Origin of the sequence: Pseudoalteromonas sp. US3C1004 (assembly GCF_048401065.1) — a bacterium.
In the GTDB taxonomy this organism is placed as follows: Bacteria; Pseudomonadota; Gammaproteobacteria; order Enterobacterales; family Alteromonadaceae; genus Pseudoalteromonas; species Pseudoalteromonas undina.
The window spans coordinates 298,363-321,322 of sequence record NZ_CP183073.1 but is presented as its reverse complement, the minus strand read 5'-3'; the positions used below and the strand labels follow the sequence as shown (position 1 = coordinate 321,322).

The window sequence follows — 22,960 nt, the reverse complement described above, 5'->3', positions numbered from 1 at the left end:
AGGTCAACCTTAAAGTTGACAGCTTACTTGAATATTTTCCAACTGCTTAATTGCATCATTAACGCTGTTTTCTTGGCGAAGAGCGACCGCTTTAACGTCCGACTTTTCAACCAATTCAGCTAAGGTAATATTATTTAAAAATTCTTCAATTCGTGCGCTTAAGTCTGACCACAATGTATGGGTTAAACAACGCATACCACTTTGACAACCAGTATTGCTTCGCTGACACCGAGTAGCGTCAACAGATTCATCTACCGCATTAATAACATCGCCAACTGAAATTACATCGGCCTCACGTCCTAGTAAATAGCCCCCACCAGGACCTCGAACAGAACTCACTAGCCCATTTTTACGTAAACGGGCAAATAACTGCTCAAGATAAGACAAAGAAATTTCTTGGCGCTGCGAAATATCTGCAAGCGCTACAGGGCCTATATTTGCATGTAGTGCAACATCCAGCATGGCTGTAACGGCATATCTGCCTTTTGATGTTAACTTCATAACGCCCCCCGCACAAAAGAGTGCAAATTTTAATTACCAGAGTAGATTAGTCAAGTATTATCCTGATTGGCTAGCCTCAAACGGCCACCGACAAACTTGTAATACCCGACTGTTTTGGTCAAGTATTGGGTCTATTGTAATTACCTGAGTAATTTAGTCAAGTATTAGTGGAGTAATAAAGGGCGCTATTTATAACTAATTGCTATTTTATAGACTTATTAATTGAGGTAAGAATACCTCGTAATATGTTCATTTCAGCATCTTCAGGGCGAGCACGATTAAACAAGCGACGTAGCTTAGTCATTACCATGCCTGGGTGCTGCTTAATGATGAAGCCTGTTTTAAACAAGGTCTCTTCAAGGTGTTCGTAAAACAGCTCTGTTTGTTTAGACGATGGATATAGGGTTTCGTCTTCTTGTTGTTCCGCTTTAGGCTGTTGATTTAAAAATGCCATACGCGTTTCATAACATAAGGTTTGTACTGCCATCGCTAAATTTAGCGAGCTGTATTCTGGGTTAGCAGGAATACACACATGGTAATTACACAGTTGTAATTCTTCGTTTGTTAAGCCACTGTTTTCACGACCAAATACAAGTGCTACAGGGCCATTTACAGCTTCGCCAACAAGCTTTTCACCACATTCACGCGGCTCAACCATAGGCCACGACAATGTACGCGAACGGGCGCTAGTACCAATAGTTAATGCACAATCAGCAATGGCATCGGCAACCGTATCAACAACAACAGCATTACCAAGTACATCTGTAGCACCTGCAGCCAGTGCGCTGGCATGACTATCTATTTCACAGGCAGGATCTACAAGGTATAACTTTGATAATCCCATGGTTTTCATGGCACGTGCCGCAGAACCAATATTGCCAGAATGTGATGTGTTTACTAAAACGATGCGGATATCATCTAAGATCATTACAGTGCTACTTATCGAGTACAAAAAAATTGCGCAAATTCTAGCATGAAAACGCGCTGAGATCCTATATTCAATAGTCTAGATCTAAAAGATCAGTTCGCGGTCAGCGGTCAGCGGTCAGCGGTCAGCGGTCAGCGGTCAGGTAGTAAAATAAAACACCGAGCCTTATGCAAGCCCAGTTTTTATATTATAGGTGAGAGTTTACCTCGCGCACTTTCACAACATGTCAAACTACCTGCGCGGCGTAAAGCCCCGCCTACGTTTAACCCAAACACCGTACTTGGCTTAATCTTTTGCTGACAACTGACAGCTGAAGACTAAAAACTGGTCTTTAACCTAAACCATCGCGGCTTTTACATACACATCAAAGCGGTTCTTCTTGGTTTTGATTTGCATACTCGGGGTTTTATCATTTAAAAATGGTGCATAATCGGGGCGTTTCACTACTACACGCTTACTGGCAAGAGGGTAAGCAAAATCGAGTAAATCATCGGCGTCGGTATCGCCACCCACTAACTCTTGGAATACCCGCATTTCTTTTTTAACCAGCGCTGATTTTTCACGGTGCGGGAACATTGGATCAAGGTAAACCACATCGGGCATGCTGTCACATTGAGCAAGTAAAGTATGGCTTGAGCCAAAGATAAGGCTCATATTTTGCTGCATCCATGGGCCAATTTCACTATCGTTATAAGCACGTTGTAAGCCATCATATAACAGTGCAGCAACCACGGGATGGCGCTCATGTAAAATTACTTTACAGCCTAATGAGGCTAACACAAAACCATCACGCCCAAGGCCTGCTGTGGCATCGAGTACCACTGGCGTTGCGCCCTTGTTAAGACCAACTGCTTTGGCAATTGATTGCCCTTTACCACCACCAAATTTACGCCTATGTGCAACGGCACCAGTTACAAAGTCTACGTTAATAGCACCTAATTTTGGCTCGTCAGTTTTATACAGGCTTAGTCCTTTATCATCGTAATGCAAGCTAAAACCACTGCTTTGCTCTGCCCATTGAGCAAGCCCAAAGCGTGCTTCTAACTCATTTAAATAAGGTCGACACTCTTTAAACGCACACTGTATAACCACTTCACACTCCGATGATAAATTTCACCGTTATTATACCCAAACAAAGCCAATATACGATCTCTAGTTTAAAACAACTCAATATCGTTATTTTCACTCTCAGGTTCTGGCTGCGTTTGTTGTTTACTTAGTTGTGTTTGAGTAATTAAGTCATCACGCTGTTGAGTGGTTGTTTTTAGTTGGTGCTTAATAAAGGCTAAATCATTAGTGGTTGCAACCAGCTGCTGTGATGTATGACTAAGCTGAGTTATTTGCTCATTAAATTGCGAAGTTGATATCTCGTTGTGTGTTTGCATTAGCGATTGGAGTTGCTCAAGCTGCTCTGTAAGCTGGCTAATTGCACTCGTTTGCATGGCGTTTTGATTTTTAAGCTGGGCAACTATATCTTTAAAAGCAAGGGTTAGCTCATTGTCGCGCATTAGTCGATATTGGTGCTGCTGTATAGTCACTACTTTTTCGTTAGTTACTTCTAAAATATGCGGAAATAAATCTTTATAGCGGCCATAAAGTGATGGCGTATCTACAGGCATATTTTTAATTAATAGTGAAATATTAGGGTAATTAATAATAGTACTATGACCAATATCAACAAAGCGTTCTGCATTTTTATGCTGTATGAGTAGCTCTTGCTCTAATGGGCATACGCCTGTTTCTTGGCTATAAAACATTCCCTGGTTATTTTGCCAAAAAACAACCACTACATTGAGGTGTAATGGAGTAAAAAACCCTAAAAAGTATTCACTTAATAATTCTAAATTATCGGCATGATAGCTTTGACAAACAAAACGCATAATGCGCCCCATGTCACCGGTCTCAATCATCGCCATTTCAGCTGTTTTATTGGCCTTTGCTATATCATACTGCAGTGTTGCACACTGCTTGCGATACTGGTAAAGAATTTTAATGCGTGCCATCAACTCCTGTGCGTTAAAAGGCTTCAAAATGTAGTCAGCCCCGCCAACACTAAACCCTTTAATACGTTCAGCTTGCCCCACTTTGGATGATAAAAACATTACCGGAATATCTGTTGTGGCTTTATTTTGTTTAATAGTTTGGCAAACCTCATAACCAGACATGCCCGGCATTTCAACATCAAGCAAAATAATATCGGGGTTATATTTAATCGCTTGTCTTATGCCATCTTCACCATTTTTGGCGTGGATCACTTTGCAAAACCCAGCTAAAGATTCTTCAATAATATGGTGCATTAATTTATCGTCATCAATTGCCAGTATTAACTTTGCCATGCGTTAGTCCCTTTTAGTACTTTGTTAAAAGCATAGTACGCCATGTTAAAACTACTAAAATTTATTCAAAATATTCTTTAACAGCGCTGTATTTTAGGCAATAAAAAAGCGCCTCTGGGGCGCTTTTGTAATTATATTTTAATCCGCAAAGGTCAACAGACCCTAAGCGGCGATTCCGCTGTGGCGTAAAAGTGCATCTACACTTGGCTCACGACCACGGAAGTTTTTAAACAATGCCATTGGCTCTTCGCTGCCGCCTTTTTCAAGAATATGCTGCATAAACGCTTGACCCGTTTGTGGATTAAAAATCCCCTCTTCTTCAAATTTAGAGTAGGCGTCTGCCGAAAGTACTTCAGCCCATTTATACGAGTAATACCCCGCGCTATAACCGCCCGCAAAAATATGACTAAAGCCATGCTGAAAACGGTTAAACGCTGGCGGCTTAATGACTGAGGTACGACTGCGTACATCATCAAGTACAGCTTGAATGTTACATGGTTTGTCTGCCACGTAGTCATGGTGAATTTTAAAATCGAATAACGAGAACTCAAGTTGTCTTAGCATTTGCATACCTGAGTTGTAATTTTTAGCGGCCAATAGTTTATCTAGTAGCTCTTTTGGTAATGGCTCACCGGTTTCGAAGTGGCCTGAAATAAAGCTTAGGGCTTCTTCCTCGTAACACCAGTTTTCTAAAAACTGACTTGGCAATTCAACGGCATCCCATGCCACACCATTAATACCAGCAACAGGCGCTGCATCTACTTGAGTTAACATGTGGTGAATGCCGTGACCAAACTCATGGAACAGTGTGGTTACTTCATTATGGGTAAACAAAGCAGGCTTATCGCCAATCGCTTTATTAAAGTTACACACTAAGTAAGCAACTGGTGTTTGAAGTTCACCATTAGCACGCACTTTACGACCCATACAGTCATCCATCCACGCACCACCACGCTTGTGGTCACGGGCGTATAAATCTAAGTAAAAACGGCCACGTAAAGTATTGTTGCTATCGTAAATTTCAAAAAAGCGCACATCTTTATGATACGTATCGATGTCTTTTTGTTCTTTAACTGTAATACCAAATAAGCGGTTAACGGTTTCGAACAAACCACTAAGCACTTTATCGGCAGGGAAGTATGGGCGTAATACTTCATCTGAAATCGCGTATTTTTCTTGCTTTAGCTTTTCGCTGTAATAACCAAAGTCCCATGCCTGTAGTTCACTAATACCGTGCTGTTGCTCTGCGTATTGTTGCAACTCTTTAAGCTCTTGCTCTGCTTGTGGCTTAGATTTAGCAGCTAAGTCTTCTAAAAATGAAAATACCTGTGCAGGTGATTCTGCCATTTTTGTAGCTAAAGATTTTTCGGCGTAATTATTAAAGCCAAGTAATTGTGCTAACTCATGACGCAGTGCCAGCTCTTCACTCATAATCGCCGAGTTATCAAACTCTCCTGCATTTGGACCTTGATCGGATGCACGAGTAGAAAACGCGGTGTATGTTTCTTTGCGAAGTTCACGGTCGTCTGCGTAAGTCATTATAGGTAAGTAAGAAGGGAAATCGAGAGTGAATACCCAGCCTTCTAAGTCTTTACTTTTTGCTGTATCGGCCGCTAATGCCAGTGCTGACTCTGGTAAACCCGCTAGTTGGCTTTCATCGGTAATATGCTTATGCCATGCAAGCGTGGCATCCATCACATTATTACCAAATTTTGAAGCAAGCTCTGATAAACGCGCACTAATTTCACCGTAGCGTTTTTGCTGCTCAGGATTTAGTGCAATGCCTGAAAGCTTAAAGTCACGCAATGCGTTGGTAACGGTTTTTTGCTGAGCGGTAGTGAGTGTTTTAAATTCATCGCTATTATAAAGCGCGCTGTAAGCCTCATATAAGCCTTGGTGTTGGCCAACAAAAGTAGAATATTCAGAAATAAGCGGTAAACACTGCTCATAAGCTTCGCGAAGTTCATCGTTGTTCATCACCGAGTTCAAATGCGATACCGGTGAAAACAATCGCGATAGTTTATCGTCAGCTTCTTCAAGGGGTAATACTAAATCATTCCAGGTGTATGATTGCTTTGCTAATACATCATCAATTGCACTGCGACAGTGCTCAATACCTTTTTTTAATGCCGGTACTACATGCTCAGGCTTTATTTTTGAAAAAGGAGGAAGTCCTTCAAGCCCAATAAGGGGATTTGTTTGTGCATTGCTCATAGTCATTCTCAGTTTATGCAAATATAAAAATGAAGTTGGGGCAAAATACGTAAATACAAGGGGAAACCTGTTTTACTAGTTAACGAGTGTGTATCTTTAAATGATCACCTAGCAGCTTGATCTGAAATAGCATATCTTTCGTTTGATGAAGGATGTTTGATAGATTTTAGCAGCCCCGAACAAGTGACTTGCTCATCGCATATGCTATCATCGGCACAGAAAAGTTAAATTAATATTTAGAGGATTAAACATGGCTCAGCATTTTGATTACATTGCAATTGGTGGCGGTAGTGGTGGTATTGCATCAGCTAACCGTGCAGCAATGCGTGGCGCAAAAGTAGCATTAATTGAAGCTAAACACATGGGTGGCACCTGCGTAAACGTAGGGTGTGTTCCTAAAAAAGTAATGTGGCATGGCGCTCAAGTTGCTGAAGCAATTAATCTTTATGCTCCTGATTACGGATTTGATGTTGAAGTTAAAGGCTTTGATTGGTCAAAACTAGTAGAAAGCCGTGAAGCCTATATTAGCCGTATTCACAAAGGCTATGATAATGGTTTAGCTAAAAATGGCGTAACTGTGATCAAAGGCTTTGCAAAGTTTGTGGATAGTAAAACTGTTGAAGTAGATGGCGAGCACTATACTGCCGATCACATTTTAGTTGCCGTTGGTGGCCGCCCTACTATTCCTAATATTCCAGGTGCTGAACACGGTATTGATTCAAACGGCTTTTTTGAGTTGAACGAACAACCTAAACGTGTTGCCGTTGTTGGTGCCGGTTATATTGCCGTAGAAATTGCCGGTGTTTTACACAGCTTAGGTACACAAACTCACTTATTTGTTCGTAAGAGCAAGCCACTGCGTACTTTTGACCCATACATTATCGACACACTGGTTGATATTATGGCAAAAGAAGGCCCTACTCTGCACACTGAGTGTTCACCAAAAGAAGTGGTAAAAGAGGCTGATGGCAGCTTAACGATTCATTTTGAGAATGGTTACAGCGAAAATGTTGATCAGGTTATTTGGGCTATAGGCCGCACGCCAACAACCGATAAAATTAACCTTGCTGCAGCAGGCGTAGAAGTAAACGAAAGCGGTTATGTAAAAGTAGATGAATACCAAAACACCACAGCTGAAAATGTATACGCTGTGGGTGATATTATCGAAAATGGTATTGAGCTTACACCGGTTGCTGTTAAAGCGGGTCGTACTCTATCGGAGCGTTTATTTAATAAAGAATTGCCGAACGATTTGAAAATGGACTACAGCCTAGTACCAACCGTAGTATTTAGCCACCCACCTGTCGGCACAATTGGTTTAACTGAGCAAGAAGCGATTTCTCAGTACGGCGGCGAAAATGTAAAAGTATATAAATCAAGCTTTGCGGCTATGTACACCGCAATTACTCAGCACCGCCAAGCCTGTAATATGATGTTAGTGTGTGCAGGCGATGATGAAAAAGTTGTGGGCTTACACGGTATTGGTTTTACCGTTGATGAAATGATTCAGGGTTTTGCAGTCGCCATGAAAATGGGCGCGACTAAGGCCGATTTTGATGCGGTTGTCGCACTACACCCAACCGGGTCGGAAGAGTTTGTTACTATGAGATAAGCTCGAGGTTCGAGGTTCGAGGTTCGAGGTTCGAGGTTCGAGGTTCGAGGTTCGAGGTTCGAGGTTCGAGAAATAAAAAAACCTTGCGGTTAACATCGCAAGGTTTTTTTATTTAGAAGTTAGATGTTTTGCTCGAGACCCGCAGCCCGTCGCCCGCTAACCTTCGTATTTTAAGCTAAATGCTCTCGGGCTAAATACTCTAACGATTGCATTTCTTGTAAGCGACTAATACAGCGTTTAAATTCAAAGTTTAAATTGCCTTGTGTATAGAGCTCGGTAATCGGTTTTTCTGCAGAGATAATTAACGTTACATTACGCTCATAAAATTCATCTACTAACGCAATAAAGCGCCTTGCTGCGTCATCATTATTTTGCCCTAGCTGTTTTACATTAGATAAAATCACCGTGTTATATAACCGGCTTATTTCCATGTAATCAACTTGGCTACGGGCAGTTTCACACAGTTCGCTAAATTCAAACATAACGATGCAGTCAGATACTTTGCGAGTGTTGATCATCCGCCCTTCTATTTCTATTGGGGTATCTAGTTTACCGACTTCTGGCGAGAGCTTGTCAAAATATTCGAATAGGTTTTTATCGGCTTGTTCATCAAGCGGGCTATGAAAAATTTCTGCTTGCTCAAGAGTACGTAATCGGTAATCAACGCCTGAATCTACATTAACTATTTCAGTATGCTTATTCACTAAGGCAATAGCCGGTAAAAAACGGGCACGCTGTAAACCATTGCGGTATAAGTCGTCAGGTATAATATTTGACGTGGCAACCAGTACAATACCGCGAGCGAATAATGCTTCCATTAAACCACCGAGCAACATAGCGTCGGTAATGTCTTGAACAAAAAATTCATCAAAACAGATAATGTCAGTCTCTGCTTTGAAAATATCTGCTACTGTTTCTAAAGGATTGGCAGTGTTATTTAACTTTTTAAGTTCATCGTGTACTCGGTGCATAAAGCGGTGAAAATGCACTCGCATTTTTCTATCACCCGGTAAAGCTTCGTAAAAAGTATCAACAAGGTAAGTTTTACCACGGCCTACGCCACCCCAAAAGTATAAACCTTTAATAGGGGCTGGCTCTGCTTTATTAAAAAGCTTTGCAAAAAAACCTTTAGATTGTGGCTTTGCTTGTGTTAAATCGTCGTATAAACGCTGTAAATGACGAACTGCATTTTCTTGTGCTGCGTCATGTACAAAGTCATCGCGTTGAAGGTCTTGCTGGTATGTTTGCCAAGGAGTCATATCTATTTACAGTTAAAACACAGTTTAATTTGTAAAGCATATTAACACGCATCAATACTCAGGGTATATTAGACTTAGTAGCATTTTAATTTTTTAGTTATTTTCGCATAGAGGTGAATTTATGGGTACATTTACATGGGTAGGGTTAGTGATAGTAGTTGCTATTGCTGCATTTTTCGTTGGTGCCTTTGTCACTAAAAAACAGTTTAAACAAGATGAATTAGAGCAACAAGCAGAGCAAGCTAAGCATTCGCTTGAGCAGTATCGCCAAGATGTTGCCGACCATTTAGCGAATACTGGTAAGTTAGTAAGCAAAATGAAAGAAAACTACGATCAGTTATTAAGTCATGTTGAAGAAACCAATCAACTGTTACTTGAAGACAGAAATAAAGCCCCTGCTGAGCCGTTTTTCTCAAAAGAAACCACAGAGCAATTACAAGCGTCATTAAAAGAACGTAGCTCAGATCGCTCAAACGCCGATGCCCAACCAGCTGATTATGTGTCGGGTAAGTCAGGTTTATTTGCTGGTGATGTGAATACTTCTAAAGCATCTTGATGAACTTTTTTTTGACCCCATAGTCTTTAAGTAATATACCTAGCCAAGTGTGAGCTAGGTATACAGCTTTGATACTTTTTTGAGGCTGCTTATTGCAGCCTTTTGCTTTTTAAGTGGAGTAAACCCTGACTATGAAAATGAAATTATCACTTATCAGTGCTGCTATTTTATCTACTAGCTTATTATTAAGTCCAACCGCCTCGTTTGCTAAGTTGCCGGTTGCCGTTAATGGTCAACAATTACCAACACTTGCCCCTATGCTTGAGCAAATCACGCCAGGTGTAGTGAGTATTCAGGTTTCAGGCTCTAAAGAAGTGCGTCGACGTGGTGACCCACTAGATTTCTTTTTTGGCAACCCCCAGCCACGTAGCCAAAAGCGACAGTTTAGTGGTTTAGGCTCTGGAGTTATTATTGATGCCGATAAGGGTTATGTGGTTACTAACAACCATGTAGTACAAGACGCCGAAAAAATGGTGGTTACCCTCGAAGATGGTCGCGAATATGATGCAACAAAAATTGGTAGCGATAAAGAGTCTGATATTGCGCTACTACAAATAGACGCAGATGAATTAACCGCGGTAAAACTTGCTAACTCAGATGACTTACGTGTCGGTGATTTTGCTGTAGCTATTGGTAACCCTTTTGGTTTAAGCCACACGGTTACCTCAGGTATTGTTAGCGCATTAGGCCGTAGTGGTTTAAATATTGAAGGCTATGAAGATTTCATTCAAACCGATGCCGCGATTAACCAAGGCAACTCAGGTGGCGCTTTAGTTAATTTAAATGGTGAGTTGATTGGTATTAATACCGCTATTTTAGGTGCATCGGGTGGTAATGTGGGGATTGGTTTTGCTATTCCATCAAACATGATGAAAAACCTTGTTGATCAAATTGTAGAGCATGGTGAAGTACGCCGTGGCTCGCTAGGTATTTCAGGCCGCCCTCTTGATGCAGGCCTTGCCAAAGCACAGCAGCTTGATGTTAAACAAGGTGCTTACGTTATGCAGGTACTCGATGATACAGCTGCCAGCAAAGCCGGTATTAAAGCAGGCGATGTGATTATTAGCATTAATGGCAGTGAAATTAGTGGCTTCCATGAACTACGAAGTAAAATTGCCACCTTAGGTGAAGGCCGTGAAGTACAGCTAGGAATTTATCGTGACGGTAAAGTTAAAAACGTCGAAGTTACCCTAGATGGCGCATCAGGAATTACAGCGGCAGGTGAAGAGTTACACCCAGCATTCCAAGGTGCAACACTTGAAAATGTGAAGAAAAACAAAATGAAAGGTATTGAAGTAACCTCTGTCGATCCTCGTTCACCATCAGCACGGGTTGGCCTCGAAGAAGGCGATGTTATTGTGCAAGTAAACCGTCAACGGGTAGAAAGCATTCGCGACATGAACCAAATTATCGACGATATTCAAGGTAATATTGTGTTAGGTGTTAAACGTGGACGCGAGTCTATCTTTGTATTAATTCAGTAATAATACAATAAAAGTAACAGCGGCACTTGCCGCTGTTATTTTTTTTGTGCCATCATAAAGGGATTGCTCACTAACAATAAGAATACCGTGCTAAAACTTCTAAAATTTGTACTTCCTCCTTTGTTTGCCGGTTTAGGCATTGCTTTTTTAGTGGTTTTTTTCAGCCCTAACATGCGCACTGCATTACTACCTAATGTTCCCCTGCCAAGCGCAATGACCACAAGCCATTTAAGCTTTTCGGATGCGGTTAAACGCGCGGCACCATCGGTTGTCACTATTTTTTCAGAGAGTATTTCTAAAGAGCCACGCTACAAGCGCCAAAATACGGTGCAAGAGTTAGGATCTGGGGTGATCATGTCACCCGATGGCTATATATTGACAAACTACCATGTGATCAATAATGCCGATCAAATACTGGTGATTCTTACCGATGGGAGACGTTTTTTTGATGTACAACTTATTGGCTTTGATACCATTACCGATTTAGCATTATTAAAAATAAATGCCAACCACCTCCCTGTTATTCCTGTTAATGACAACTACACCACGAATGTGGGCGATTTGGTGTTAGCAATCGGGAATCCATTAAATTTAGGGCAAACAATTACTCAGGGGATCATTAGCGCTACTGGTAAGCAAAAAATTACCGACAGTCCTTACAATAACTTATTGCAAATGGATGCCGCTATTAATGTGGGCAATTCGGGAGGAGCGCTGGTAAATTCTAATGGCGATTTAGTAGGGATCACCTCAGCCCAATTTAAAACCCGTGAGAACTTAAACATTCAGGGAATATTTTTTGCCGTACCTTACACTCTTGCTAAAGAAGTAATGGGGAAACTTATTCGTCATGGACGAGTTGTACGCGGTTATTTGGGCTTTGAAGGCACTGCAGTAGATAGTACAGGCAAAGAGGTCAATGATAGCTTAACGCCTGTCGCAGGCATGCGTATTACCAATCTCGACCCTCTAGGTCCTGCATGGCAGGCGGGTATAGAAGAGCAAGACATTGTGATTAAAATTGCAGGGCTTTCAGTGGCTAATCCACAAAATGTATTAAAAAAGATAGGCAGTACCGAGCCAGGTAAAGAAATTGAGTTTGAGCTATACCGTAACGGTAAAATACAAAAAATAATGGTGAAAGTAGCCGAGCTCGAAACCAAGCTATAAAGCGCTTGTTTACCCTTTGACATCAGCATAAAAAAACGCGATATATAATCGCGTTTTTTATGCGTTAGAATAATAATTGTATTAATATAACTAATTGCTTTTGCGTTTGATGTTAGCACCTAACGCACTGAGTTTATCTTCAATACGCTGATAACCTCTATCTACATGATAAATACGATCAACAACCGTTTCACCTTGGGCCACAATCCCCGTTAAAATAAGGCTCGCTGATGCTCGTAAATCGGTTGCCATAACCTGCGCACCCGATAAGCTTTGTGTCTCACCACAAAAAGCCGTATTGCCTTCAAGGCGAATATTAGCGCCCATACGTTGTAACTCAGGCACATGCATAAACCGATTTTCAAAAATAGTTTCGGTAATGGTCGCACTGCCGTTAGCCACTACATTTAAAGCGGTAAATTGAGCTTGCATGTCGGTTGGAAATCCTGGGTGCGGCATAGTTTTAATATTAACCGCTTTAAGCTCTCGGCCTCGCATATCAAGATAAATACTATCCTCATGCACTTCTAGTAACGCATTGGTTGCACGCAGCTTTTCAATTACCGGCTCAAGTGAATGAAAATCGGTCATTTTACATAGTACTTCGCCACCGGCCATCGCGGCGGCAACTAAGAAGGTACCGGTTTCAATACGATCCGGTAATATGCGGTGCTCACAACCTGATAGGCGCTCAACCCCTTCAATCTCAATACGGCTAGAGCCTGCACCGGTAATTTTAGCGCCCATTGCAATTAAGCAATTAGCTAAATCGATGATTTCGGGCTCGCGCGCTGCATTTTCTAAAACAGTTTTGCCATCTGCAAGCGTTGCCGCCATGAGTAAGTTTTCGGTAGCACCGACACTGATTATTTCCATGAAAATTTCAGCGCCTTTTAAGCGTCCATCTACTTTGGCATTAATATAACCATTTTCCACAGTTATTTGCGCGCCCATGCGCTCTAAACCTTGAATATGAATATCAACTGGGCGTGCACCAATAGCACAGCCACCAGGTAAGGATACTTGAGCCTCACCAAAACGAGCCACTAAAGGCCCAAGTGCGAGCACTGATGCGCGCATTTGCTTTACTAACTCATAAGGCGCTAGCGTACTATTTACCGTTGCACCATCAATAATAAGTGAATCACCTTGCCACTGAACATCAGCGCCTAAGGTTTTTAATAAGGCTTCAGTAGTTATAATATCGCGAAGGCGCGGTACATTAGTAAAGGTACTCTTGCCCTCGGGCAATAAGGCTGCAAATAAAATAGGCAGTGCCGCATTTTTAGCGCCAGAAATAGTTACTTCACCAGCCAGCGAAGTGCCACCTTGAATTACAAATTGATCCATCTAAGGGGCCTTATTTATTGCGGTAAAATGAATTTTTGCTCACGTTTCCACTCAGTCGGAGTAAAAGCGCGGATAGAAACAGCATGAATGGTGCCATCTGAAATAGTATTCATTAATGGGCCATACACTAACTGTTGCTTTTTAACACGACTTAATCCGTCAAAGCATTCACCAACCGCAATTACTTCATAATGACTACCATTGGCTTTTACATGTACTTCAGCTAACTGAAGTTCGTCGCGTAATAATGTTTCGACTTGACTCGTTTCCATAACTCTCACTCAAATAGGGTTGTAACCTGACCCAACTGCATAAGGTTTTGCAGTTGTTCAGGTGGGTTTTGCAATTCAAGGCGAATACCTTGCTGCTTAAATTCTGTAAAAGAGTGAATTAACCAAGCTAAGCCGGCTGTGTCAACCCTTGTGACCTCAGTTAGGTCAAAATAAAGGGTTTTATGCTTAGTTTCTCGCTTAGTGTTCAGAAGCCGTTCATTGCCAATTGAGTTATGAGTTAATTCACCAGTAACTCGTAAATGCTGCTCATCAACTTGGCTGATTGCCAATTTACTCATTTGTATCGCTGCCTCTAAACTGAACCGGTAGCTTACTTTTTTGCTCTAATAGGCCGCTAACATGGTCAATACCTTGTTGGCGTAAAATACCCTGAAGTTCACTTTGTTTTGCATCAAGTAAACTAATACCTTCAGCAATCATGTCGTAAGCGCGCCACTCACCGCTTCGGTCTTCACGTACTTTAAAATCAATTTTTATATCAGGTTTACCCGCTTCAACAATTTTGGTTTTTACCACCACCACGTCTTTACCTTTAAACGGTTGCTCGGCAGCAAATTCAACTTGTTGATTAGTGTATTGGGTAAATACACCGGCATAGGTGGCAACTAAATACTCTCTAAACGCACCAATAAAACGCTGAATATCTTCAATTGCTTTTGCTTTTTCTGACTTGTCGGTAATTGCGCGTACCTTAGACACTTCGCTACCTAACACTCTTAGTGCTGCATATTTGTAGTCGATGTACGGCATTAACTCTTCTTCAACAATAACACGTAAATGTTCTTTATCTTTTACTATTAATGGTTGATCTTGGGTAATTCGTGCAAAGGTATTGTCAGCAACTTGACGTACCATTTTATTAGGATCAGTTAATTTTACTTCTGCTGCTTGCACGCTTTGTAATAGCATTAAACTTACCAGCGCAATACTTACTAAAAATGTTTTCAACATAATAATTACTCACTACCTTGGTTGAATAAGAACTGGCCAATTAATTCTTCAAGTACCAATGCCGATTTGGTATCAGTAATTGAATCGCCACTTGCTAATGCTTTGCTTTGCACCCCAAATAAATCGTCAATAGCTTGGTCTTGTGCACTGTTTGCAACATCTTCGCCTAAACAACGTTGCTTAGCTGAATCCGAGGCGATCACAGGGTTAATACCTAAATATTGCTCACCTAAAATACCCGAGGTTAAAATTGAGATAGAGCTGGTATCTGAAAAACGACATAAATACTGCGCATCAATACTCATGTTCACCACAGGTAAAAACTCTTGCGGGTGTACATAAATTGACTCGACACGACCAATAACAACTCCCCCTACTTTAATAGGCGCGCGAGTTTTTAATGAGCCTATATTTTCAAACTTGGCGTTTAATGTGTAGGTTTCACCTGAGCCGCTAATACCTGAATTGGCCACTTTAAGCGCTAGCATTGAAAATGCCAAGATACCCAGCGCGACAAAAAAACCAACTAAAATTTCTAATTTCCGTGAATTCATTATTTAATACCCTATTAGCTAGTAAACATTACCGCTGTCAAAATAAAGTCAAAACCTAATACCGCCAGTGATGAATGCACCACTGTTTCTGTTGTTGCCTTGCTGATCCCTTCTGATGTAGGAATACAGTCATACCCTTTATAAAGCGCAATCCAAGTCACAACAATCGCAAATACGATACTTTTAATTAAACCGTTTAGTATATCTTTTTCAAACGACACCTGGGCTTGCATTATTGACCAAAAGCTTCCGGTATCAACGCCTAGCCAATCAACACCCACTAAGTGAGCACCAATAATAGCGACCGCTGAAAAAATTAATGCCAGTAACGGCATACTAATTAAGCCAGCCCAAAATCGCGGCGCAATAATACGCCTAAGCGGGTCAATAGCCATCATCTCTAGCGACGATAACTGCTCGGTGGCTTTCATTAAGCCGATTTCAGCGGTTAACGCACTGCCTGCTCTGCCTGCAAATAATAACGCAGTAACTACCGGTCCAAGCTCACGTAACAAGCTAAGCGCTACTAACGGGCCTAGGCTGTCTTCTGCACCATAATCAACTAAAACGGTATAACCTTGCAGCGCTAAAACCATACCGATAAATAAGCCCGACACCACAATAATCAACAACGATTGTGAACCAACCATATAGAGTTGGCGCACCAGTAAAGGCGTACCTTTTTTTAAATTGGGTAAATGCCATAATGCACTTGCTAGCATGTGAGTTGAACGCCCAAGCGCAGCAAAACGACCCAGTGTTTTATGGCCTATTTTTTGTAGTAAATCCAACATTACTGCGGCTCTCCTAACAGTTCATCTGCATAGGTTTGTGCTGGATAATGAAATGGTACAGGCCCATCCGATAACCCTTTCAAAAATTGTTGCACAAGTGGTGATTCGTGCTTACGCATTTCATCTGGCGTGCCGCTTCCAATCACACCTTGCTCGGCAATAATAATAACGTGGTCGGCAATGCTCATTACTTCAGTCACATCGTGTGTAACAATTAAAGAAGATAAACCAAGTACTTCATTTAAAGATTTAATAAGCTTAACCAACACTCCCATTGAGATAGGATCTTGTCCTGCAAAAGGCTCATCATACATAATCAGTTCAGGATCAAGCGCTATAGAGCGAGCCAAGGCTGCACGACGTGCCATACCACCAGATAACTCTGAAGGCATTAAATCTTTAGCACCACGTAAGCCAACTGCTTGTAGTTTCATTAAAACCACTAAACGAATTAAATCTTCACTGAGCTGTGTGTGCTCGCGGATAGGAAATGCGATATTGTCGAACACCGACATATCGGTAAATAATGCACCGCTTTGAAATAACATACTCATACGTTTACGTGCCGCGTAGAGCTCTTTACGGGACATGGCAACTATGCTGTCGTTTTTAAATAAAATATCACCGGAGTCGGGTTTGAGCTGGCCACCAATTAAGCGCAGCATCGTGGTTTTGCCAATTCCGCTTGGCCCCATAATGGCAGTAATTTTACCTTCTGGGACATCAAAGCTCATATTTTTGTATATGACCCTATCGCCTCTAGAAAAGGTAACATCCTTTACTTCTACTATTGATTGCGACAAGTCGCTCTCCATAACAATATTCTCTCATATTTCTATTTTAAGGGTTTTTTGGTCAAGATGGAAAAAACAATTCGTAAGATTTTGTAATAGCCACGCAAAAACAGCTATAAGACTGCGACAAATTGACTTAACCGATGCTTAAACAAGCAAGTTAACACATTAAATAATTATTTTAATAACCGCCTAATGTATTACAGCTTACTCTTTTACTTATACTTTTATGGTGGCTTTTGTTACTATTCGCGCTATCTGAATTTACACTAACTGGCTTATCACAATGGTTACCTCGTTTGTCATTTTAATTCTCGGTTTTGCGGCTCTCGTATGGAGTGCGGACAGGTTTGTTTATGGTGCGGCGGCACTGGCTAAAAACTTTGGCGTACCAACATTAATTGTAGGTTTAACCGTGGTAGCTATGGGCTCATCGGCCCCTGAAATGATGGTATCCGCTTCAGCTGCTTTGGCAAATAAAACCGATACAGCCGTAGGTAATGCAGTTGGTTCAAACATCACTAACATATTATTAGTATTAGGTATTACAGCACTTTTAAGACCGCTTTCAGTCTCTTCAAGTACATTAAAACGAGAAATTCCACTGGTATTACTGGTGTCTATCGCTACTTGGTATATTTTTTCAGATAACTACTTTTCGTTTTTTGAAGGCGCAGCCTTACTCTTTGGTTTTGTTGTTTTTATTGGTGGACTTATTTTTGTATCACTGCGAGCAAAAAACCAAGACGACCCCTTTGTTAGCGAAGCCTGTGATGAAGTACCTGATAATGTCCCAACCAAAAAAGCCGTTTTTTGGTTAGTCGTCGGAATGATTTTACTTCCTGTTAGCTCACACTTTTTAGTTGGCTCAGCCGTTGATATTGCAAAATATTTTGGCTTAAGTGACTTAGTAATTGGTTTAACCATAATAGCCATAGGCACCAGCTTACCTGAACTTGCAGCTTCCATTGCGGGTGTTCTTAAAAATGAAGATGATCTAGCACTGGGTAACATTGTTGGCTCAAATATTTTTAATATTCTCGCGGTGTTACCGCTGGCAGGATTAATTAACCCATCAGTTATTGACGCATCAGTAGCTAACCGTGATGTTTTAATTATGATCGGTGCAACCTTGGCACTTATTGCTATGTCATTGAACTTTAGAGGTCAAAGACGTATCAATAGAGTAGAAGGTGGCTTACTCATCGTCGCATTTATGATTTACCAAGGTTATATTTTTAGTCAAGTAGGGTGATCCATGGCAACGCTAAATTTTATTCAACAAGGCTTGCGCGTCCTTGATATAGAACGTCAAGCACTCAGCGATATCGCACAATACGTTAATGAAAGCTTTGATCAAGCGTGCCAATTAATGTACGACTGCTCAGGCCGTATTATTGTTATTGGCATGGGTAAGTCGGGCCATATCGGTAATAAAATAGCAGCCACTTTAGCGAGTACTGGTAGCCCCGCATTTTTTGTACATCCTGGTGAAGCGAGTCATGGCGATTTAGGTATGATTACATCAAATGATGTGGTTATGCTTATATCTAACTCTGGCGAAACCAGTGAAGTGCTTAATATTATTCCGGTATTAAAACGCATTGGCGCAAAAATGATTGCTATGACAGGCAACGAAACGTCAACCATGGCAACATTGGCAAATGTGCATGTGTGTATTAAAGTTGAACAAGAAGCCTGCTCATTAGGCTTAGCGCCAACAGCAAGTACCACAGCAACACTCGCTATGGGCGATGCTATGGCGGTAGCATTATTAGAAGCCCGTGGTTTTACCGCTGATGATTTTGCACTGTCGCATCCAGGTGGCAGTTTAGGCAAACGCTTACTCTTAACCTTAAAAGATGTAATGCACAGCGGTATTCACACGCCTATTATTAATGAAACGCAAACCATTAAAGACGCCTTAATTGAAATGTCAGCCAAAGGGCTTGGCATGACCGCTATTATAAATAGTAATCAGCAATTATCGGGGTTGTTTACCGATGGTGATTTACGCCGTATTTTAGAGCAACGTATTGATATACACAGCACAGAAATTAATGTTGTGATGACAAAGTCATGTACAACAGCCACACAAGACATGCTCGCGGCTGAAGCACTGAACATTATGGAACAAAAACGTATTAATGGTTTAATTGTGATTAATGAGCATAATCACCCTATTGGCGCACTAAATATGCAAGACTTACTAAAAGCGGGAGTGCTATAAATGCAGTTTGAAGATCTTTATCAGCCGTTAAGTGATGATGCAAAAGTGCGCGCAAAAAAAATAAAATTATTAATTTGCGATATTGATGGTGTGTTTTCTGATGGACGTATTTATCTTGGCAACCAAGGTGAAGAACTCAAAGCATTTAATACCAAAGACGGGTTTGGCATTAAAGCCCTTATTAATAGTGGTTTTGAAGTTGCCGTGATCACAGGCCGTCACTCACAAATAGTTCAACAACGTATGAGCAATTTAACCGTACAGCATATATACCAAGGCCAAGAAAACAAACTCATTGCCTATCAAGAATTAAAACAAAAATTAGCGCTAAGCGATGAGCAAATAGCTTACATAGGTGACGATGGCCCTGACATGCCAGTGATGGAAAAAGTCGGGTTTGCAGTAGCCGTAAACGACGCCCACCCACTGATAAAACGTTTATCGCATTATGTCACTCAGCTGCCAGGCGGCTTTGGTGCAGTAAGAGAGTTAACAGATTTACTGATGCTTGAAAACAATAAGCCACTTACTAGCCAAGGAACCAGTTCATGAATGTAGCTCGCATAATACTGAGCATCTTATTCATAAGCTGTATGGTTTGGCTTTGGTATCCTTATTTTTCTCAGGTAGATATTATTGCGGATGAACAAACTCAAACTATTGCTAAGCCTGATTACACTGCGATTGAGCTAAAACAAACCGCTTATAATGAGCAAGGTAAAATAAGCCACAAAGTAACTGCGGTAAAAATGGAGTTATACCAACAACTTGGTTTTACCTTTTTTGAAAAACCTATATTTACGTTATACAACGAGCAGCAAACATGGCGTATTAACGCTGATGAGGCCACCCTCTACGACGATCGTCAACTCGTATTAGAGGGCAATGTAAAAGCGCTAAATTTAGCCGATAACGCCATGATCGATACGATCACAGCCGATAGCATCAATGTAGATATAAAACTACTCACTATGCAGTCAGAGCAGCCTGTCGTTATTACAGGACCTAATTTAAAAATCACAGGCAAAGGCCTTGAGGCCGATTTAAAAACCGAAGTGATTAAACTTATTAACCATACGCGAACCCTATATTATGACCAATAACCTATTTAAAATTCTAATTGTTCCTTCATTATTGATTGCATTTCATAGCCATGCAGAGGAAACCACTGAAGCTCCTGCGGCTAATCAAATCTCAATTAGTGCTGACAGGCAGGAAGGTCAATTAAAAGAAAACGTGGGCATTTTTGAGAAAAATGTTGAAATTATTCATGGTAATCGCCGTATCACAGCTGACCGTTTAGAAGTGCATAAACGCGATGACTTAGGCGATAACAAGCAATTATTAATTGCCACAGGCAGCCCTGCATATTTTGAAGAAACACAAGCAGATGGCACCATCATGAGTGCCAGTGCGAATGAAGTGCGTTACGATGTTTCGCAACGTTTTTTAACCTTAATCGGCGATGCCAGTATTGCTCAAGCAGGTCAAAAAATAACTGCTAAAAGTATCACCTACGATATAGAGCAGCAGTTAATTAGCGCAGAAAAAGACGAAAACTCAACAGACCGTGTACACACTATTTTAGTGCCTGTTGAAAACAAAAAAGAAGACGATAAAGGCCAACCATGAGCACATTAAAAGCAGAGCTATTAGCGAAAAGCTATAAAGGCCGTGAAGTGGTGAAAAACGTTGGCCTAGAAGTTGAAGCTGGCAGCATTGTCGGCTTACTTGGCCCCAATGGCGCAGGTAAAACTACGACCTTTTACATGATTGTAGGCCTTGTACCGAGCGATAAAGGTAAAATATCAATCGATGATCAAGATATCACTTTATTACCAATGCACAGCCGAGCTCGCCTAGGTATAGGATATTTACCACAAGAATCATCTATTTTTAGAAAGCTGACGGTCTACCAAAACTTAATGGCTATTTTAGAAACACGCAAAGAGCTTAATAAGCAGCAACGTGAAGATACCTTAAATAATTTACTTGATGAATTTAGTATTCAACATATTCGTGACAGCCAAGGTATGGCCCTGTCAGGTGGGGAGCGCCGCCGTGTTGAAATTGCGCGAGCATTAGCAGCAAATCCTAAATTTATACTATTAGACGAACCCTTTGCAGGGGTTGATCCTATCTCTGTATTAGATATTAAAAAGATTATAGAGCACCTTAAAAACCGAGGAATTGGCGTATTGATCACAGATCACAACGTTCGCGAAACACTTGATGTTTGTGAAAAAGCCTACATAGTTTCTCATGGGGAGTTAATTGCATCAGGCACTCCAGAATATGTATTAAACGATAAAACAGTACGCGATGTTTATTTGGGCGAGCAGTTCAAGCTCTAATATGTGTGTTATTCCACTAAGCATCTGCTAAGATTAATCATACTAATTTAAAAGGATTGTTAGAGATAAATGAGGCAATCATTACAGCTGCGCATGGGCCAGCAACTTACAATGACTCCACAGTTGCAACAAGCAATTCGCTTATTGCAGCTCAGTACATTGGATCTCCAGCAAGAAATTCAAGAAGCACTCGATAGTAATCCCTTACTTGAAGTTGAAGAGCAAGATTACAGTGAAGATGCTGCGGGTAAAAACGAACAAAAAGCCGATACCGATGAATCAACGCTAAGTGCTTCAGCTGATGAAAAACCTAGCGAATATGAGCAAGATAGCGGCGAAGCCATGACCAAAGACACCATTAGCGATGATATGGCAATGGATGTTACATGGGATGAGTACATGAGCGCAGCACCGGCCTCTTCCTCGGGACCAATGCCTGAAGATGAATCAATTTATCAAGGCTCTTCAACTGAAACGCTGCATGAATATTTAATGTGGCAATTGCAACTGACGCCATTTAGCCCAACAGATGAAGCCATCGCGATTGCAATCGTAGAAGCCGTGGACGATTCGGGCATTTTAACCCTTAGCTGTGAAGAAATATTAGAAAGTTTTAATCAAGAAAACGACATAGAAGATGAAGTTGAACTTGATGAAATAGAAGCCGTTTTAAAGCGTATTCAGCTATTTGATCCGGTAGGAATAGCCGCGCGTAGTTTACAAGAGTGTTTGTGTATTCAATTGAATCAGTTTGATCAAGACACGCCTTTTTTAAACGAAACAAAAATGATCTTAACTGATCACATTGATTTACTGGCTGCGCGTGATTATCGCACATTAATGAAAAAAACTAAGCTCAAAGAAGATGAGCTTAAAGAAGTCATGACGTTAATTCATACTCTTAGTCCCAAACCGGCAGACACTATTGTTAGAGAAGAGTCTGAGTACGTTATTCCTGATGTGTCGGTTAAAAAAGTGAAAGGCCGTTGGGTGGTTGAACTAAACCCAGATAGCATGCCTAAAATTAGGGTAAACAGCCAATATGCAGCTATGTCGCGTACGGTGAAATCAAGCGGCGATAGCCAGTTTATTCGCTCACACTTACAAGAAGCTAAATGGTTTATAAAAAGCTTAGAAAGTAGAAACGACACACTGCTTAAAGTAACTAACTGTATTGTGCAGCAACAACAGGCCTTTTTTGAACATGGTCCTGAGGCGATGAAGCCTATGGTACTTAATGACGTGGCCGAAATGGTAGAAATGCACGAATCGACTATTTCACGTGTTACTACGCAAAAATACATGCACACACCACGCGGTATTTTTGAGCTTAAATATTTCTTTTCAAGCCATGTAAGCACTGAAAATGGTGGCGAATGTTCATCTACAGCAATACGCGCATTAATTAAAAAATTAATCGCTGCAGAAAACTCAGCTAAACCATTGAGTGATAGTAAAATTGCAGATATATTGGCTGAGCAAGGAATTAAAGTAGCAAGGAGAACTATTGCAAAGTATCGCGAATCTCTAGCTATTCCCCCGTCTAATCAACGTAAAAGTTTGATTTAAGGCGTACAACA

24 protein-coding genes are annotated in these 22,960 nt (G+C 41.0%); 11 read left to right on the top strand and 13 right to left on the bottom strand.

Features of this window, described 5'->3' with window-relative positions; all coding sequences use genetic code 11:
• Positions 1–9 precede the first annotated feature (9 nt).
• From iscR to prlC, 5 genes are all read right to left on the bottom strand, one after another.
• Positions 10–501, bottom strand: a complete 492-nt coding sequence (gene iscR / locus ACNSN3_RS01485; RefSeq protein WP_008113921.1) for a Fe-S cluster assembly transcriptional regulator IscR — start codon at positions 499–501, stop codon at positions 10–12.
• A 202-nt stretch (positions 502–703) separates the two neighbouring features.
• On the bottom strand, positions 704–1,429 hold the full coding sequence (gene trmJ / locus ACNSN3_RS01480; RefSeq protein WP_109875408.1) for a tRNA (cytosine(32)/uridine(32)-2'-O)-methyltransferase TrmJ: 726 nt from the start codon (positions 1,427–1,429) through the stop codon (positions 704–706).
• A 336-nt stretch (positions 1,430–1,765) separates the two neighbouring features.
• Positions 1,766–2,521: a class I SAM-dependent methyltransferase gene (locus tag ACNSN3_RS01475; RefSeq protein WP_008467222.1), complete on the bottom strand. Its 756-nt coding sequence runs from the start codon at positions 2,519–2,521 to the stop codon at positions 1,766–1,768.
• 65 nt (positions 2,522–2,586) lie between these two features.
• Positions 2,587–3,765: a response regulator gene (locus ACNSN3_RS01470; protein WP_055013345.1), complete on the bottom strand. Its 1,179-nt coding sequence runs from the start codon at positions 3,763–3,765 to the stop codon at positions 2,587–2,589.
• 162 nt (positions 3,766–3,927) lie between these two features.
• A complete protein-coding gene (gene prlC, locus ACNSN3_RS01465) occupies positions 3,928–5,979 on the bottom strand; it encodes an oligopeptidase A (RefSeq protein WP_010390585.1) in 2,052 nt (683 codons plus the stop codon).
• 250 nt (positions 5,980–6,229) lie between these two features.
• Between prlC and gorA the strand changes: the two genes are divergently transcribed.
• A complete protein-coding gene (gorA, locus tag ACNSN3_RS01460) occupies positions 6,230–7,591 on the top strand; it encodes a glutathione-disulfide reductase (RefSeq protein ID WP_418608278.1) in 1,362 nt (453 codons plus the stop codon).
• Between the two features lie 170 nt (positions 7,592–7,761).
• Here gorA and zapE read toward each other — a convergent pair whose 3' ends face one another.
• Complete coding sequence (zapE, locus tag ACNSN3_RS01455; protein ID WP_054202362.1) at positions 7,762–8,850, bottom strand: cell division protein ZapE; 1,089 nt, start codon at positions 8,848–8,850, stop codon at positions 7,762–7,764.
• Between the two features lie 121 nt (positions 8,851–8,971).
• Between zapE and ACNSN3_RS01450 the strand changes: the two genes are divergently transcribed.
• The 3 genes from ACNSN3_RS01450 (at position 8,972) to ACNSN3_RS01440 (ending at position 12,060) form a co-directional block, all read left to right on the top strand.
• Positions 8,972–9,406, top strand: coding sequence for a YhcB family protein (locus ACNSN3_RS01450; RefSeq protein WP_418608276.1), 435 nt, complete (start codon positions 8,972–8,974; stop codon positions 9,404–9,406).
• A gap of 131 nt (positions 9,407–9,537) precedes the next feature.
• Positions 9,538–10,890 carry a Do family serine endopeptidase gene (locus ACNSN3_RS01445; RefSeq protein WP_054202364.1) on the top strand — a complete coding sequence of 451 codons (1,353 nt, stop codon included), beginning with the start codon at positions 9,538–9,540 and terminating at the stop codon, positions 10,888–10,890.
• A gap of 87 nt (positions 10,891–10,977) precedes the next feature.
• Entirely contained in the window at positions 10,978–12,060 is a 1,083-nt protein-coding gene (locus tag ACNSN3_RS01440) for a trypsin-like peptidase domain-containing protein (RefSeq protein ID WP_075170489.1), read from the top strand.
• Positions 12,061–12,150: 90 nt separating this feature from the next.
• Here the strand turns inward: ACNSN3_RS01440 and murA are convergent, their stop codons facing one another.
• Genes murA through ACNSN3_RS01405 form a run of 7 tightly spaced genes read right to left on the bottom strand, consistent with a single transcriptional unit; the run spans position 12,151 to position 16,817 of the window.
• The gene (gene murA / locus ACNSN3_RS01435; protein WP_075170490.1) at positions 12,151–13,410 is read right to left on the bottom strand and encodes a UDP-N-acetylglucosamine 1-carboxyvinyltransferase; all 1,260 of its coding nucleotides are present in this window, start codon (positions 13,408–13,410) and stop codon (positions 12,151–12,153) included.
• A gap of 14 nt (positions 13,411–13,424) precedes the next feature.
• Positions 13,425–13,682 carry a BolA family protein gene (locus ACNSN3_RS01430; RefSeq protein ID WP_007378312.1) on the bottom strand — a complete coding sequence of 86 codons (258 nt, stop codon included), beginning with the start codon at positions 13,680–13,682 and terminating at the stop codon, positions 13,425–13,427.
• A 5-nt stretch (positions 13,683–13,687) separates the two neighbouring features.
• Positions 13,688–13,981 (bottom strand): STAS domain-containing protein, encoded by a 294-nt coding sequence (locus tag ACNSN3_RS01425; protein WP_138609029.1) that lies wholly within the window; start codon positions 13,979–13,981, stop codon positions 13,688–13,690.
• Positions 13,974–14,654, bottom strand: a complete 681-nt coding sequence (locus ACNSN3_RS01420) for an MlaC/ttg2D family ABC transporter substrate-binding protein (RefSeq protein ID WP_418608271.1) — start codon at positions 14,652–14,654, stop codon at positions 13,974–13,976. The genes ACNSN3_RS01425 and ACNSN3_RS01420 overlap by 8 nt, the downstream gene beginning before the upstream one ends.
• A gap of 5 nt (positions 14,655–14,659) precedes the next feature.
• Positions 14,660–15,208, bottom strand: a complete 549-nt coding sequence (gene mlaD, locus ACNSN3_RS01415; protein WP_008115537.1) for an outer membrane lipid asymmetry maintenance protein MlaD — start codon at positions 15,206–15,208, stop codon at positions 14,660–14,662.
• A 14-nt stretch (positions 15,209–15,222) separates the two neighbouring features.
• Complete coding sequence (mlaE, locus tag ACNSN3_RS01410) at positions 15,223–16,002, bottom strand: lipid asymmetry maintenance ABC transporter permease subunit MlaE (protein ID WP_054202367.1); 780 nt, start codon at positions 16,000–16,002, stop codon at positions 15,223–15,225.
• Positions 16,002–16,817: an ATP-binding cassette domain-containing protein gene (locus ACNSN3_RS01405; protein ID WP_138596635.1), complete on the bottom strand. Its 816-nt coding sequence runs from the start codon at positions 16,815–16,817 to the stop codon at positions 16,002–16,004. Before ACNSN3_RS01405 ends, mlaE begins: the two co-directional genes overlap by 1 nt.
• 265 nt (positions 16,818–17,082) lie before the next feature.
• On the opposite strand from ACNSN3_RS01405, the gene ACNSN3_RS01400 reads away from it, so the two are divergent.
• From ACNSN3_RS01400 to ACNSN3_RS01370, 7 genes are all read left to right on the top strand, one after another.
• Positions 17,083–18,051 carry a calcium/sodium antiporter gene (locus ACNSN3_RS01400; protein ID WP_138570631.1) on the top strand — a complete coding sequence of 323 codons (969 nt, stop codon included), beginning with the start codon at positions 17,083–17,085 and terminating at the stop codon, positions 18,049–18,051.
• Between the two features lie 3 nt (positions 18,052–18,054).
• On the top strand, positions 18,055–19,026 hold the full coding sequence (locus ACNSN3_RS01395; RefSeq protein WP_138596631.1) for a KpsF/GutQ family sugar-phosphate isomerase: 972 nt from the start codon (positions 18,055–18,057) through the stop codon (positions 19,024–19,026).
• Positions 19,027–19,578 carry a 3-deoxy-manno-octulosonate-8-phosphatase KdsC gene (gene kdsC / locus ACNSN3_RS01390; RefSeq protein ID WP_418608267.1) on the top strand — a complete coding sequence of 184 codons (552 nt, stop codon included), beginning with the start codon at positions 19,027–19,029 and terminating at the stop codon, positions 19,576–19,578. It begins immediately after the preceding gene.
• Positions 19,575–20,129: an LPS export ABC transporter periplasmic protein LptC gene (lptC, locus tag ACNSN3_RS01385; protein WP_010390567.1), complete on the top strand. Its 555-nt coding sequence runs from the start codon at positions 19,575–19,577 to the stop codon at positions 20,127–20,129. Before kdsC ends, lptC begins: the two co-directional genes overlap by 4 nt.
• Positions 20,119–20,658 (top strand): lipopolysaccharide transport periplasmic protein LptA, encoded by a 540-nt coding sequence (lptA, locus tag ACNSN3_RS01380; protein WP_010390566.1) that lies wholly within the window; start codon positions 20,119–20,121, stop codon positions 20,656–20,658. Before lptC ends, lptA begins: the two co-directional genes overlap by 11 nt.
• Complete coding sequence (gene lptB, locus ACNSN3_RS01375; RefSeq protein ID WP_138609041.1) at positions 20,655–21,380, top strand: LPS export ABC transporter ATP-binding protein; 726 nt, start codon at positions 20,655–20,657, stop codon at positions 21,378–21,380. The genes lptA and lptB overlap by 4 nt, the downstream gene beginning before the upstream one ends.
• Positions 21,381–21,449: 69 nt before the next feature.
• Positions 21,450–22,949 carry an RNA polymerase factor sigma-54 gene (locus tag ACNSN3_RS01370; protein ID WP_138627052.1) on the top strand — a complete coding sequence of 500 codons (1,500 nt, stop codon included), beginning with the start codon at positions 21,450–21,452 and terminating at the stop codon, positions 22,947–22,949.
• Positions 22,950–22,960 lie beyond the last annotated feature (11 nt).

Excerpts from the sequence above, each read along its gene's own strand:
- lptC (WP_010390567.1), top strand. The coding sequence starts at position 19,575 with ATGAATGTAGCTCGCATAATACTGAGCATCTTATTCATAAGCTGTATG.
- ACNSN3_RS01445 (WP_054202364.1), top strand. The coding sequence starts at position 9,538 with ATGAAAATGAAATTATCACTTATCAGTGCTGCTATTTTATCTACTAGC.
- lptA (WP_010390566.1), top strand. The coding sequence starts at position 20,119 with ATGACCAATAACCTATTTAAAATTCTAATTGTTCCTTCATTATTGATT.
- ACNSN3_RS01430 (WP_007378312.1), bottom strand. The coding sequence starts at position 13,682 with ATGGAAACGAGTCAAGTCGAAACATTATTACGCGACGAACTTCAGTTA.
- gorA (WP_418608278.1), top strand. The coding sequence starts at position 6,230 with ATGGCTCAGCATTTTGATTACATTGCAATTGGTGGCGGTAGTGGTGGT.
- ACNSN3_RS01420 (WP_418608271.1), bottom strand. The coding sequence starts at position 14,654 with ATGTTGAAAACATTTTTAGTAAGTATTGCGCTGGTAAGTTTAATGCTA.
- zapE (WP_054202362.1), bottom strand. The coding sequence starts at position 8,850 with ATGACTCCTTGGCAAACATACCAGCAAGACCTTCAACGCGATGACTTT.
- ACNSN3_RS01470 (WP_055013345.1), bottom strand. The coding sequence starts at position 3,765 with ATGGCAAAGTTAATACTGGCAATTGATGACGATAAATTAATGCACCAT.
- ACNSN3_RS01450 (WP_418608276.1), top strand. The coding sequence starts at position 8,972 with ATGGGTACATTTACATGGGTAGGGTTAGTGATAGTAGTTGCTATTGCT.
- prlC (WP_010390585.1), bottom strand. The coding sequence starts at position 5,979 with ATGAGCAATGCACAAACAAATCCCCTTATTGGGCTTGAAGGACTTCCT.
- ACNSN3_RS01400 (WP_138570631.1), top strand. The coding sequence starts at position 17,083 with ATGGTTACCTCGTTTGTCATTTTAATTCTCGGTTTTGCGGCTCTCGTA.
- lptB (WP_138609041.1), top strand. The coding sequence starts at position 20,655 with ATGAGCACATTAAAAGCAGAGCTATTAGCGAAAAGCTATAAAGGCCGT.
- ACNSN3_RS01405 (WP_138596635.1), bottom strand. The coding sequence starts at position 16,817 with ATGGAGAGCGACTTGTCGCAATCAATAGTAGAAGTAAAGGATGTTACC.
- iscR (WP_008113921.1), bottom strand. The coding sequence starts at position 501 with ATGAAGTTAACATCAAAAGGCAGATATGCCGTTACAGCCATGCTGGAT.
- mlaD (WP_008115537.1), bottom strand. The coding sequence starts at position 15,208 with ATGAATTCACGGAAATTAGAAATTTTAGTTGGTTTTTTTGTCGCGCTG.
- trmJ (WP_109875408.1), bottom strand. The coding sequence starts at position 1,429 with ATGATCTTAGATGATATCCGCATCGTTTTAGTAAACACATCACATTCT.
- ACNSN3_RS01425 (WP_138609029.1), bottom strand. The coding sequence starts at position 13,981 with ATGAGTAAATTGGCAATCAGCCAAGTTGATGAGCAGCATTTACGAGTT.
- ACNSN3_RS01370 (WP_138627052.1), top strand. The coding sequence starts at position 21,450 with ATGAGGCAATCATTACAGCTGCGCATGGGCCAGCAACTTACAATGACT.
- mlaE (WP_054202367.1), bottom strand. The coding sequence starts at position 16,002 with ATGTTGGATTTACTACAAAAAATAGGCCATAAAACACTGGGTCGTTTT.
- kdsC (WP_418608267.1), top strand. The coding sequence starts at position 19,027 with ATGCAGTTTGAAGATCTTTATCAGCCGTTAAGTGATGATGCAAAAGTG.
- murA (WP_075170490.1), bottom strand. The coding sequence starts at position 13,410 with ATGGATCAATTTGTAATTCAAGGTGGCACTTCGCTGGCTGGTGAAGTA.
- ACNSN3_RS01395 (WP_138596631.1), top strand. The coding sequence starts at position 18,055 with ATGGCAACGCTAAATTTTATTCAACAAGGCTTGCGCGTCCTTGATATA.